This window comes from Desulfobacter sp., from assembly GCA_028768525.1.
Classification (GTDB): Bacteria; Desulfobacterota; Desulfobacteria; order Desulfobacterales; family Desulfobacteraceae; genus Desulfobacter.
This window is the reverse complement of sequence record CP054837.1, coordinates 3733202-3746842: the sequence shown is the minus strand read 5'-3', so window position 1 is coordinate 3746842 and position 13641 is coordinate 3733202. Positions and strand designations below refer to the sequence as shown.

9 protein-coding genes are annotated in these 13641 nt (G+C 58.4%); 7 read left to right on the top strand and 2 right to left on the bottom strand.

Annotation, left to right across the window (positions count from 1 at the left end; genetic code table 11):
• The 4 genes from HUN04_16655 to HUN04_16640 are packed head-to-tail and all read left to right on the top strand — an operon-like array spanning nt 1 to nt 3717.
• A complete protein-coding gene (locus HUN04_16655) occupies nt 1-840 on the top strand; it encodes an ABC transporter permease (GenBank protein ID WDP91237.1) in 840 nt (279 codons plus the stop codon).
• Nucleotides 837-1649 (top strand): ABC transporter ATP-binding protein, encoded by an 813-nt coding sequence (locus HUN04_16650; GenBank protein WDP91236.1) that lies wholly within the window; start codon nt 837-839, stop codon nt 1647-1649. Before HUN04_16655 ends, HUN04_16650 begins: the two co-directional genes overlap by 4 nt.
• 17 nt (nt 1650-1666) lie before the next feature.
• Nucleotides 1667-2947, top strand: a complete 1281-nt coding sequence (locus HUN04_16645) for a 2-hydroxyacyl-CoA dehydratase (protein WDP91235.1) — start codon at nt 1667-1669, stop codon at nt 2945-2947.
• Between the two features lie 8 nt (nt 2948-2955).
• A complete protein-coding gene (locus HUN04_16640) occupies nt 2956-3717 on the top strand; it encodes a 3-hydroxyacyl-ACP dehydratase (protein ID WDP91234.1) in 762 nt (253 codons plus the stop codon).
• Here HUN04_16640 and codB read toward each other — a convergent pair whose 3' ends face one another.
• Both codB and HUN04_16630 read right to left on the bottom strand, forming a co-directional pair.
• On the bottom strand, nt 3718-4971 hold the full coding sequence (gene codB / locus HUN04_16635; GenBank protein WDP91233.1) for a cytosine permease: 1254 nt from the start codon (nt 4969-4971) through the stop codon (nt 3718-3720).
• A gap of 16 nt (nt 4972-4987) precedes the next feature.
• A complete protein-coding gene (locus HUN04_16630; protein WDP91232.1) occupies nt 4988-5980 on the bottom strand; it encodes a phosphoribosyltransferase in 993 nt (330 codons plus the stop codon).
• Between the two features lie 399 nt (nt 5981-6379).
• Here HUN04_16630 and HUN04_16625 point away from each other — a divergent pair, with 399 nt between their 5' ends.
• The 3 genes from HUN04_16625 (at nt 6380) to HUN04_16615 (ending at nt 13603) form a co-directional block, all read left to right on the top strand.
• Nucleotides 6380-6949 carry a TetR/AcrR family transcriptional regulator gene (locus HUN04_16625; GenBank protein ID WDP91231.1) on the top strand — a complete coding sequence of 190 codons (570 nt, stop codon included), beginning with the start codon at nt 6380-6382 and terminating at the stop codon, nt 6947-6949.
• A gap of 31 nt (nt 6950-6980) precedes the next feature.
• Complete coding sequence (locus HUN04_16620) at nt 6981-8228, top strand: SAM-dependent methyltransferase (protein ID WDP91230.1); 1248 nt, start codon at nt 6981-6983, stop codon at nt 8226-8228.
• 146 nt (nt 8229-8374) lie between these two features.
• Entirely contained in the window at nt 8375-13603 is a 5229-nt protein-coding gene (locus HUN04_16615; GenBank protein WDP91229.1) for a response regulator, read from the top strand.
• Nucleotides 13604-13641: the final 38 nt, after the last annotated feature.

Below are 13641 nucleotides of genomic sequence, written 5' to 3'. Positions count from 1 at the left end.
ATGAAAAAACATCCGGTTTTCAACCTTGTCCCTTTTCTGGCGCCCATGCTGCTGGCCGCAGCATGGGCCATCCTGGCCCGGCGGGTGGGCAACCAGGTCATCCTGCCCGCCCCCGGCCAGGTCGGGATGATCCTGGCCCACCCGGGGCAGGACCTCATCAGCATGGGTTCCCTGGCCGGCAATGTGCTGGTGAGCCTGGCGCGGGTGACCGCCGGGTATGTCCTGGCCGCCCTGGTGGCCGTCCCCCTAGGAGTGCTCATGGGGTATTACGGGACAATCTTCAATTGCTTTAACGGATTTTTAAACCTGTTCAGGCCCATCCCCCCCCTGGCATGGGTGCCCCTGGTCATGGCCTGGTTCGGCATATCCAGCCTGGCCACCCTGACAGGCGCCCAGACGGGGAACCTCTTTATCTACCTGGACAATATTAAATTTTCCATGCTCTTCATCATCTTCATCGGTGCGTTCTTCCCCATTCTCACCGCCACCATCCAGGGGGTGCGGAATGTCAGCCCCACCCTCATTGATTCGGCCAGGGTACTGGGGGCGGGACAGGGGCAGATCTTCAGGAAAATCCTGATGCCGGCGGCCATGCCCGACATCATCACCGGCATGCGCATCGGCCTGGGCATTGCCTGGATGTGCCTGGTCTCGGCGGAAATGCTGCCCGGTTCCCTCTCCGGAATCGGGTACATGATCACCCATGCATTTACCCTGGCCTCCACCGATATCGTCATTGCCGGCATGATCTCCATCGGATGCGTGGGTGCGGTTCTGGACATGATGTTCAGACGGCTGGAGGAAAAGAAATTTTCATGGCGGCGGCAGGGGGGAAAATGATAAACCAGACAGAAGAGATCATCCGCATCACCGGCCTGTCAAAGGTGTATGCCACGGAAAAAGGCGAGGCGGTGCAGGCCCTGGACGGGGTGGACCTCAACATCCAAAAACAGTCGTTTACCTGCATCGTCGGCCCCTCGGGCTGCGGGAAGTCCACCATCCTCAGGATTGCGGCAGGCCTTGAGACGGCCTCCGCCGGCACCGTCAACTACCGCGGCGTTCCCGTCGCCGGTCCCCGGGCTGAAATCGGCATGGTATTCCAGGAATATTCCCTTTTCCCCTGGATGTCGGTGCTGGACAATATTGCCGCAGGGCCGGCCTTTGCCGGGGAGAACAAGAAAAAACGGTGTGCAGATGCCATGACCTACCTGGATATCATTGACATGGCCGACTTCAAGGATGCCTACCCCCACGAGCTTTCCGGCGGCATGCGCCAGCGGGTGGCCATTGCCAGGGCCCTGGCCAACGAACCGGACGTACTGCTCATGGATGAGCCCTTCGGGGCCCTGGACGCCCATACCCGGATCCTGCTCCAGGGCGAACTGCTCAAGATCTGGGAAGCCACCCGGAAGACCATTGTCCTGGTGACCCACAGCGTGGATGAAGCGGTATTTCTGGCGGACCGGATTGTGGTGATGACCGGCCGTCCGGGCCGGATCAAAGAAGAGATCGACGTGAATATGGCCCGGCCCCGGAGCCGGGCGGTGGGACGGTTCGGCCAACTGACCCAACGGATACTCAAGGCCCTTGAACCCGAGTCCGCCAACAGAACGGCAGCAGCGACCGCGGCGACCGCGGCGCTGCCATAAACGAAAAAGGAGACAAAATGAGCGAAAATTATGAACCCATGTGGAAGGAACTGGGCCTGGACCTTGAGGCCCACAACGCCCTGCTCAATGTGCTGGGACAGGGGTACACCGACATCTATCTGGCCCAGGAGAACCGCCCCGAAGGCATGGCCTATTTCGATTTCGTCATGTCCGAAGTCCACGGGCTGAGAATCAAAGAACTGATGGAAGAAAAAAAACAGGGCCGGAAAATCATCGGCAGCTATTGCGTCTTCGTCCCCGAAGAAATCGCCCTGGCCGCCAACGCCACCCTGGTGGGGCTGTGCTCCGGTGCGGATTTTGCCGTGGAGGAAGTGGAAAAACACCTGCCCAGGAACACCTGCGCCCTGATCAAATCCGCCCTGGGCTTCAAGCTGGGCCGGGTCTGCCCCTACCTGGAAAGTGCCGACATGGTGGTCGGCGAAAATACCTGCGACGGAAAGAAAAAGGCCTATGAAACCATGGGCGGCATGATGGACAACCTCTATGTCATGGACCTGCCCCAGATGAAATCCGGCCTGGGACGGCAGCTGCTCAGGGCAGAGTACGACAGGTTCAAGCAGGCCGTGGAGGAACTGACCGGTGTACAAATCACTGTGGAATCCCTGAAAGCGGCCATTGCCACAGTCAATGCCAAGCGGTCCGCACTGCACCGGCTCTACCGGCTGCGTAAGGCCGATCCCGCTCCCATCTCCGGTCTGGACGCCCTTCTGGCCAACCAGGTTTCCTTTTACGACAATCCGGCCCGGTTTACCGAATCGGTAAACAAAATCTGCGACGAACTGGAAGAGCGCATCCAAGAAAGCCGGGGTGTCGCCAAGCCTGCTGCCCCCCGGATACTGGTCTCGGGCTGTCCCATGGCCGTGCCCAACTGGAAACTGCCCTGGATCGTGGAAACCGCCGGCGCCGTCATTGTGGGCGAGGAATCCTGTGTGGGCGAACGGGGCACCCGTAACCTCACCGATGACTCCGGGGATACCGTTGATGCCCTCATGGATGCGGTCACCGACCGGTATTTCAAGGTGGACTGCGCCATTTTCACCCCCAATACGGACCGGCTGGACCATATTGTGGAAATGGCCGAAGCTTACGGGGCCGACGGGGTCATCCATTACGGACTCCAGTTCTGCCAGCCCTATCTCATGGAATCCATTCCCGTTGAAAAGGCCCTTGAGGAAAAAGGCATGCCCTGCCTCAGGATAGACACGGACTACGGCATGGAAGATGCGGGACAGCTCAAGACCCGGGTCCAAGCCTTTATTGAACAGATTTCAGATTAGGATAGCCCATGATTGCAGCAGGAATCGATATCGGCTCCCGGTCCATGGAACTGGTGCTGGTTGAAAAGGGCCGTATTCTGGAAAGCCGGCAGGCGGATACAGGGTTTGATCCCATCACCCGGGCCAAAGAACTTCTGGACGGACTGACCTACGACGGCATCATGGCCACGGGGTACGGCCGGGATCTGTTTGAAACCGCATTTGACCGGACCGGCACCGTTACGGAGATCAAGGCCCACGCCGCAGGCGCCAGGGCCCAATTCCCCGACGCCCTGACCATCCTGGATATCGGCGGGCAGGATGCCAAGGCCATCGGCCTTCTGGACAACGGCCGGGTCAAAAAATTCGAAATGAACGACCGCTGCGCCGCCGGCACCGGCAAATTCCTGGAAATCATGGCCCGGAACCTGGGCTTCTCCCTGGACGAGTTCGGACCAGCCGCCCTGGCTGCAAAAAAGGATTTGGCCATCAACAGCATGTGCACTGTCTTTGCCGAATCCGAGGTCACCTCCCTCATCGCCAGGGGGGCGGACCGGAGTGAGATCGCCCGGGGGCTCCACCTCAGCGTGGTCAAGCGGGCCGTCTCCATGCTCAACCGGGTCTCCCCCTCCGGCCCCATTGTCTTTTCCGGGGGGGTGGCCTGCAACCCCTGCATCTGCAGCATGGTCGGCAAGGCACTGGACCGGGAGGTATTGGTGCCAAAAGCCCCCCAGATGACAGGCGCTTATGGGGCGGCCCTGCTGCTTGAAAAGCAATGGGCCGCCGCTTGATCACCCGTTACTTTTAGCGGTTTTGCCCCCCAGTGCGGGGGCAAGCTGCTCAGCCACCAGATAAACGCCCACGGCGCAGAATACGGAGTTCACCGGGGCGATGCCCGGGATAAACTTGGCGGCCAGGACGCCGGCCAGCCAGGCGATGACCGCCGTGGGGCGGATACCGTCGAACCGGGTATTGGAAAGACGGCCGTAATTGCCCTTTTTCACCAGGAAATAGTCGGCAATGATCACCCCGCCGATGGAGGGCAGCATGGTGTTCAAAAAGGCCAGCCAGCCCACAAAGTTGTTATAGAGGAACAGCGCCATGATGGTGCCCACGGCCCCGTTCACCAGGACCAGCAGTTTTTTGGGCAGCCGGGTGATATTGGAAAAGCCCAGGCCCGAGGCATAGAGGGCCGAGTCATTGGTGGTCCAGATATTCAGGCCCAGGATGATCATGGCCCAGACAATCATGCCCTGCTTGAGCAGCACCTCGGAGATATCCGCCTGCTGGTAAAAGGTGGCGCCCACAGCCCCGAAGAGGAACATGAGCGAGTTGCCCAGGAAAAAGGCAATCACCGTGGTGGAGACGGCGATTTTTGTATTCTTTGAAAACCGGGTGAAATCCGGGGTCAGCGTCCCGCCGGAGATAAAAGAGGCCACGCAGATGCCGATGGCCGTAAACAGCGACATGGGCTCGGCCGGCACCGCGTCCAGCCAGGCACCCAGCCCGCCGAACTCGGAAAAGGCATTGCCCACGGATACAAATCCCAGGGCGGCGATGGCCGGAACAGCTACCAGGCTGAGGATGGTCAGGGCCCGGATGCCGAACCAGGCCGTGGCCGTCATCACGGCACCTGAAATCCCGATGAGCAGGTTGATGTCCCATCCGGTCACCTTCTGCACAGGCAGGGCAAACATGGCCACGCCCACACCGAACCAGCCCACCTGGGTGATGCCCAGGAGGAAGGAGGGCAGGCAGGATCCCCTTTCACCGAAGGAATACCGGGCCAGCAGATGGGTGGACAGCCCGGTCCGGGCGGCAATGGCCGCCAGGCAGGCGGTGTAGCCCCCCAGAATCAGGTTCCCGGCCATGACGGCGGCCATGAGTTCGTAGGCGGTGAGCCCCACCCCGAGTTTTCCCCCGGCCCACATGGAGGCGGAAAAAAAGGTAAATCCCAGCATCACCACCATCATGGGGATGAATCCGTTTTTGTGGGAATCCGCCACATGGTCCAGTGCAAAATCAATATCGTTGTTTTTTTTCATCTTCTATTCCTTTTATTTACTGTGTGAATCCCTTTATCCAGGCCAATTCTTCGTCACTAACTTTTCCCAGGTCCACATCTCCGAACCGGTCCGCATCCAGTTCCGGAAACCGTTCCTCCAGGAAGGCGCGGTAAGAGACGCCACTGCCGGCGATTTCCCTGACCCTTGTCCAGTAATCCTCAAGATCCGCAAGGTACTCCGGCGTCCAGAAGGCCCTGGACCCGGCATCGTAAATGGTGCAGCGCTGGATGGGATAGGCGGGATCTTCATACTGGGAGGCCACAAATTCAGGGGCCATGACGGCGTTTAGCCGCAGCAGGTCGGTTCCTGTAATCTTGATGGAGAGCCGGGTCTCAGGCGCCGGCACGGCGAAACAGCCTTCCAGGTAAACCAGGACGGTCTTTTCAAACCCGGGGAACCGTTTCCTGCACATGGCATCGGTGGCCGCCAGGATCTCGGCGGCCCGGGGACTGCCGATGGTGAAAAAGACCACGGAACGCAGATCCGCCCCCTGGTTCTCGGCCTCGGCCACCAGGGCCTTCATTGCATGCTCCAGGCTGGTGCCCGTGGCCACCACATCCCCGATGACGATGCTCGCCCGGTTGGGCATGTAGACTTTGGAATAATCGCCTTCCACAATATGCCATTGTTCCGGGGAATCATCATCCCTGGCCCGCTGGGCCGAAATAAAGGAAGAGCCGTGGCAGTTCCAGCCAAAGGCATCGCCCAGGGCCTCCCGCAGGCCGAAATTCAGCCCGCCCCTTAAAATATTGAATACAATGGTCTCGGTTTCTTCAAGACAGGTGAGGCCGTTAACTGAAAGGGCGTTGAGCACATGTGAACAGGCCTGCTGCAGGCGGCGGGTATAATCGATTCCCATGACCCTGGGATCGTTGGCGATGGCCCGGGTTTCCGGGGTAGTGGCGATGATGCGCTCAATGGCGGCATCCTTTTTCCCTGCCATGCGATAGAGGCCGCAGGCAGGACTGACATCTATTTTTTCAAGCATTTACATCTCCGTGGCTGCTTAGGTTATCCGTAAAAAAGCCCGGAGCAGAAGCTGGCAGACCCTTTACACAGAAATGCCCTGGAACGGTAACCGGCCCAAGGCAACAGTCTCGCAACCCATGGGCTGCTGTTTTTTTGCATTCAGGATCGCCGGCAAAAACATGTACCTGCCGCGAGCTTACGTCTTTTAGTCGAAACCGTTAAGGATGTCAAGAAATTTTGCCGGGCCAGATTCCCCCTTGCATTCCAGGCAGGGGCCGGGGGGATTTCCCATATGCATTTGCGTAAAGCAATCATTTTTTTCCTTGACCTGGCCTGCAAATATTGTTACGCATCAGGTGTTGCGCAACCACCGATGCTCATTCTACCCTTTCCCTTAAACCGATGAGGAAGAAATTTCGTGCCGCCTAAATTTAAATTTACCAAAGACCAGATACTGAATACTGCGCTTCACCTTGTCCGGAAGAAGGGTTGGACAGCGCTATCCACACGGACCCTGGCAAGTGCCCTGGGAACATCGGCCAAGCCCATTTATTCTTTTTTTAAATCCATGGACGATCTGGAAGAGGCGCTGGTCATAGAAACATTGAACCTTATGTACTGCCGGATGAGGCAACCCGTTACAGGCGATCCTTGGATTGACCATGGCATTGGCTATGTCATGTTTGCCCGCTCGGACAATCATTTGTTCAGGGGCAGTAATAATGAAAAAAATATTCGTCATTTCAAACACCATGGGGAGGGGATATGGAAAAAGTGTACCGACTCTCTGGCCGGATATTCTGGATTTGCCGGCCTGACTCCCGATGAAATTTATCAGGTCCAACTTACCCGGTGGCTGCTCTGCCATGGCCTGGCCTTTCAATTGAGCAATCCCCCCCCTGCGACCTGGGATGACGACACCATTATCAAGGTGGTAAAGGACGGAAGCATCGCTATCCTTGAGGGACTCAAAGGACAGCGGACATAACACACAATTTTTTTTAAAAAAGGGGGAGATCATGTATCTGGGATTGCGGTCGGTTATGTACCCGGTGGACAACCTTGCGGCCGCCGGGAGGTGGTATGAAAAAGTCTTTGACAAGGCGCCAACCCTTTTGGACGACACCACCATCGGGTTTGAGGTCGGCCATGACCGGGTCTGGCTGACCACCCGATCCGAGGTGACGCCGGGGGATATCCAGGGCGCTTCGGCCTTCTGGGCGGTCTCCGATATTGACAGGGAATTCCTGCGGCTGCAGGAGCTGGGCGCGACGCCAATGCAACCGCCCCTCAAAGTGAGCGGGGAGTTTCACCAGGCCAAGGTGACAGATCCGTTTGGAAATATTTTCGGCATCGTCGGCCTGAAGGCAGATCCTCTGCAAAGCACCATTGACGACCAGGCCTCCAGGACAGCCTTGTGGACGACCTTGATGCGGGCTTTTTCCCAGGCGGATTCCACGGGTATGGGATGTGAAGACCGACTGGCCCGTTTTTTCCTTCTTCCGGACCAGCAGGCGGCTCTGGACGATCTGAACCATCGTTCAAGCTATATGGAAAAATTTTTCGTCGTCGGCGTTTATGAATATGTCACAGCCCGGACCCATATCTTTGACACCTTCTTTAAGGAGGCGATGGACAGTGGATTTGAACAGATCGTACTCCTGGGTGCCGGGTACGACAGCCGAGCGTATAGATTTGCAGGGGAGCTTGACCGGGTAAGGGTATTCGAGGTAGATGCCCCCAAAACCCAGGCCAGAAAGAAAGACTGCCTTGCCCAGGCCGGTATCCCTGTACCAGAGCAGGTATCTTTTGTCCCCCTGAATTTCAACACCGGCTCCCTTATCCAGGCTCTGAAGGATGCCGGATTTGATTCTGGAAAAAAGACCTTCTTCTCCTGGGAGGGGGTAACCTTTTACATCTTCCCGGATGCTGTTGACGCGACGTTAGACTGCATAAAAACCCATGCTCCCCGGGGGTCGACCGTTGCCTTTGACTACATTGAATTGTGGCCGGGCATATTCGATGCTTTTGGGGTAAAGGAGCTGATTGCCTTCAACCGGAAACACCAGTCCGGGGAGTCCGGAAACCGGTTTGCCCTTGAACAGGGTCAAATCAGTGCTTTCCTGGGGGACCGGGGATTTGAAATCTCTGACTTTCTGGATACAAAAGATATCGAAGACCGCTTAAAACAACAGGATAAAGGGTTTTCCGGCAATGTAACCGCAAGTTTCAGGATCGTCCGGGCCAGGACCAGTCCTGGAGAATAAGCAAAAACTGCGGCATATCCATTTTCCCTTTCCCCCAGATTTTCGAAATGAGTTGCCCCGTAAACTCTTCATCCCAGCCGCCATGCAACAGCTCTCCGGGCGATTTAGCTTTTGACTTGCCCCCCGCCAAAGGGTAAACTGTCACCATGCCGATAAAATCCTTTGTCATTCGTATCGTCCTGGCGATCCTGACCCTGGGTCTGTCCCTGCCGGTCACGGGCGTGGCCGGCAGGGAAATGGTGTTCAAAACCCTTGCGGACATTGAATCCCAGGCCATGGTCTTCCACAGGGACCGGGACGGATTTATCTGGATCGGAACCTATGTAGACGGCCTCTACCGGTTTGACGGGAAACGCCTCAAACACTATGTCAGCGCCTCGGAATTTATCCGGTCCAACAATATCCCGGCCATTCTGGAGGACCGGGAGGGGAGGCTCTGGTTTGCCTCGGCCGGCGGTGGGCTCACCCGGTTTGACAAGGATACCGATACGGTCACCCATTTTACCCACGACCCTGAAAACCCCAGCTCCATCAGTTCCGACAGTTTTTTCTGGAACGGAAAAAACTGCCTGGACCAGGACCGGGCGGGATTTTTATGGGTCGGCACCATCGGCGGGGGGCTGAACCGGTTTGACGACAAAACGGACACATTCAAAAGCTTCCGCCATGACCCTGGAAACAGGCTGAGCATCGCCTCGGACAATGTCCGGGCGGTGCTGGCGGACAGCCGGGGCGCCGTCTGGGCCGGGACGGAAAAGGGGCTGAGCCGGATGGATAAAAATCAATCCGGATTCAGGGCCATGCCCCTGGTCCCCGGGGAAACCGCACCGAAACTGGTCATGGCCGTATTTGAAGACAGCCGGGGGCAGATATGGGCGGGTACGGAGAACAACGGACTCTACCGGTACGACGGGACAAGATTCACGGCCTTCAGGAGCGATCCCGACGACGAAAACAGCATCGGCGCCGACCGGATCGTCCACATCACGGAATTAGGGGACGGCCGCCTTCTCATTTCCCACGAAGACCGATCCTCCCTCTACCTGCCCGGCGAAAACCGGTTTATCCGGCTGGCGGGGCCGGACACGGACCTGACCATGGCCTTTTCCGATCCCGCCACCGGCCGGGTCTGGGGGCTCACCGATCGGGGCAAACTCATGGTCTACAACCCCCATGCCATGCTGTTCAGGCAGTACGATGCCCGTCCCGGCACCCGGGAGGGCCTCAGCTCGGAGGTGGTGGTTTCCATCTTCGAGGGCAGCAGGGGCGCTCTATGGATTTCCACCCTCAAGGGGTTCAATAAATATGATCCTGCCACCGGCCGGTTCACCCATTTTTTCCATGATCCAGGGGACCCGGGATCCATCCCCTCCACAGCCGATTATTCCCCGGGAATCTTTGAAGACAGCTTCGGCACCCTGTGGATCGGCAGCTCGGTTCCCTCTGCCCTGTCTGTGTTTGACAGGGATAAAGAAAAAATAGTCAAAACCTATTACCCGGACCCGGGGGACCCGGACAGCCTGCCTGACGGCCAGCAGATCAACCGGATGATCCAGGACCGGGACGATCCCCGGATTATGTGGATTTCAACGGCCAAGGGCCTGGTCCGCTTCGACACCCGGACCGAAAAATTTACCACCTTCGGCCATGACAACTCCTGGTCCCTGATGGACGACGGCCAGGGCATCATCTGGCTCTCCACCTGGGGCAGGGGCCTGGGGCGGTTTGACAAAAACTCCGCCGCTTTTACCTATCTGCGACATGATCCCAACGATGCAAAGAGTATCAGCGACAACCTTCTGGTTCCCATCTTCACGGCCTCGGACGGACGGATCTGGGTCGGCACGGAAAACGGGCTGAACCGCTTTGACCGGGAAACAAAGAGGTTCCAGCGGTTCAGGCGGAAAGACGGCTATCCCTTTGATGCGGTCCACTCCATCGGCGAGGCGCCCGGGGGCGCGCTGTGGCTGGGAACCAACCAGGGGCTGGTCCGGTTTGAGCCGTCCACGGGCAAGGCCCGGGCCTTTACCCGGGAGGACGGGGTGCAAAGCGTGATGTTCTACGCCAACAACGGCATCACCTCCAAAAGCGGGGAGATGTGGTTCGGGGGCACCCGGGGCATGACCTCATTTTTCCCCGGAGACCTGAAGACCAACACCCATATCCCGGCGGTAAAATTATGCGAACTCCGACAGGGCGGCGCCCCTATGCCGGCCGGCAGGGCTCCGGAACGGCTTGAATCCATTACCCTGGACTGGCGGCAGAATTTCTTTGAGTTTGAATTCGCCGCCTTTGACTATGCCAACCCAAAGAAAAACCAGTACGCCTTCATGCTGGAGGGGTTTGACAAGGACTGGTTCTATTCCGGCCACAATAATTTCGGCCGGTATTCAGGCCTTCCCCCGGGCCGGTACCGCTTGAAGCTGAAAGGTTCCAACAACGACGGTATCTGGAACGAGGAGGGAACCGGGATCATTGTACATGTGCGCCCCCCCTTCTGGCAGACCGGCTGGTTCTACACCCTGCTGGGGTCCGGGGCCCTGTTCATCCTGGGCATTATCATATTCTACCTGGTCCGGCTCAACCGGGAAGTCCGGGAAAGAAAAACCGCCCAGGCGGACCTGCGGCAGTCCAACCGGCGGCTGCGGCAGCTGGACCGGCTCAAGGATGAATTCCTGGCCAATACCTCCCATGAACTGCGGACCCCGCTGACCGGCATCATCGGGCTTTCCGAATCCCTTTTGGACGGCTCGGCCGGCCCGGTTCCCCCGGGCGCCCAAAAGGACCTGGCCATGATCATCGCATCGGGGAGGCGGCTGGCCAGCCTGGTCAACGATATCCTGGACTTTTCAAAGCTGCGCCACAAGGACCTGAAACTGAAGATCAGACCCGTGGATTTAAAGAGCCTCACCGATGTGGTCCTGGCCATCTCCGCCCCCCTGACCGCAGGAAAGCCCCTGGCCCTTGAAAACCGGATCCCCGGCGGCCTGCCCCTGGCCCTGGGGGATGAGGACCGCATCCAGCAAATTCTCTTCAACCTGGTGGGAAATGCCGTAAAATTCACCCCGGAAGGCCATGTGGCCGTCACCGCATCCGTAAAAGACGGCCTGCTTGAAACCCGGGTGATGGATACGGGCATCGGCATCCCCCGGGAAAAGCACGGGACAATTTTCGAATCCTTTGAACAGGTGGACGGCTCCTCAGAAAGGGAGTTCTCGGGCACCGGCCTGGGCCTGGCCGTGAGCAAACAACTGGTGGAACTGCACGGGGGCACCATCGGCCTTGCCTCCCGCCCCAATGCGGGGTCTGAATTTTTCTTCACCCTGCCCACCGCCCCGGAAGAGAGCCGGCGCCCCCCCGCCGCCCCCGCCCTGTTTAAACTCATGGACCTGGAAAAGGATGAGATCCAATACACGGGCCCGGACCAGAAAATCGACCTGCCCGGTACCGCCGCAGACCTCCCCCACATCCTTGTGGTGGATGATGAAGCCGTCAACCTGAGGGTACTTTCCAACCAGCTCTCCACGGCAAACTACCGGGTCACCCAGGTATCCAGCGGCCCCGACGCCCTGAAGGCCCTGGACAAGACAGCCGGACAGGGAGACGCCTTTGACCTCATCCTCCTGGATGTGATGATGCCCAGGATGTCCGGCTACGAAGTCTGCAGGAAACTGAGGGAAAAATACCCCAGGGACCGGCTGCCCGTGGTCATGCTCACGGCCAAAAACCGGGCCGAAGACCTGGCCGCCGGCCTGGCCGCAGGGGCCAACGACTACCTGACCAAACCCTTTAACAAAACCGAACTCCTGGCCCGGATCAAAAGCCATCGGGAACTAAAGACCCTGATCCAGAAACGGGAGGAAAGCCAGGCGGCCCTGGCGGTCAGTGAAGAAAAATTCCGCAGCCTTTTCAACAACCTGGTTGACGCCTTTTTCAGGACCGATGCCCAGGGCCGGATCAGCCTGGTATCCCCTTCCTTTGAAAAGGTCACAGGCGTTCCACCGGATCAGGCCGTCGGGATGCACCTGAGCCAGATCCTGGACATCCGGCCTGAGGACAGGAAACGATTCATCGGCCAGCTTGAAAAAAACGGAGAACTGGAAGGCTTCGAACTGAGCCTCAAGCACCAAAAGGGCCACCGGGTGACGGTGGTCACATCGGCCCGGTATTACCGGGAAGATGAAGAGGCCCCGCCGGCCGGGGTGGAGGGGATATTCAGGGATATCACCCAGCAAAAAGAGCTGGAAAAACAGCTGATCCAGTCCCAGAAAATGGAGGCCATCGGCACCCTGGCCGGGGGAATCGCCCACGATTTCAACAATATCCTGGCCGCCATCCTGGGCAACGCCGAACTGGGAGTGATGAAAAACCCCCAGGGTCCTAACCGGGAGCGGTTTGACAAGGTGATCAAGGCCAGCATACGTGCCCGGGACCTGGTCAGCCAGATTCTGGATTTCTCAAGGCAGACCAAGGTCAACCCGACACCGGTGAAGCTCAGCCGAATCGCCAAAGAAGTCACCAAGCTGCTGCGGGCCAGTCTGCCGTCAACCATTGAAATCCGCACCCGGATAGACTCCGAGGCCTCGGTCATGGCGGACCCCACCCAGATTCACCAGGTGCTGATGAACCTGGGCACCAATGCCGCCTATGCCATGAAAGAAAACGGCGGCACCCTGACCATTTCCCTGGGGGAGACCTCCCATGCGCCGTCCATGGTACCCCCATCCGGGAAACCGGGCCGGTTCATCCGCCTTTCGGTGAAGGATACGGGGACCGGTATGCCCCCGGAGGTGATGGGCTGGATATTTGATCCCTTTTTCACCACCAAGCCCAAGGGCCAGGGAACGGGGATGGGCCTTGCCGTGGCCCACGGCATCATTACACGGTACAAAGGCGGTATCACCGTGGACAGCACACCGGGCAAAGGGACCCGGTTTGATATATTTCTGCCCGTACTAGAAGGGACCGTCCAGGATGAAAGTGACGCCAGGAGCCCGCTGCTGCCCGGGGGAAAAGAGCGGATTCTCTTTGTGGATGACGAGCCTTTTCAAACGGAATTGTTCACAGAGATGCTCGGCAACCTGGGGTATCGGGTCACCGCTGAAACAGACAGCCGCAAGGCCCTGGAGATATTCCGCCGGTCACCGGACCGCTTCGACGCCGTTGTCACGGACATGACCATGCCCGGACTGCCCGGGGACCGTCTCAGCCGGGAAATGCTGACCCTGAGACCGGATATCCCCATCCTGCTCTGTACCGGTTACAGTGACCGGATCTCCCGGGAAACAGCCCTTAAGATGGGCATCCGGGCATATGCCAGAAAACCGCTGGGCATGGCGGAAATGGCCCGCCACCTCAGGGAGATACTGGATTAAGGCAAATAGACGGTCCGGGTATATTCTGGCCGGATTCG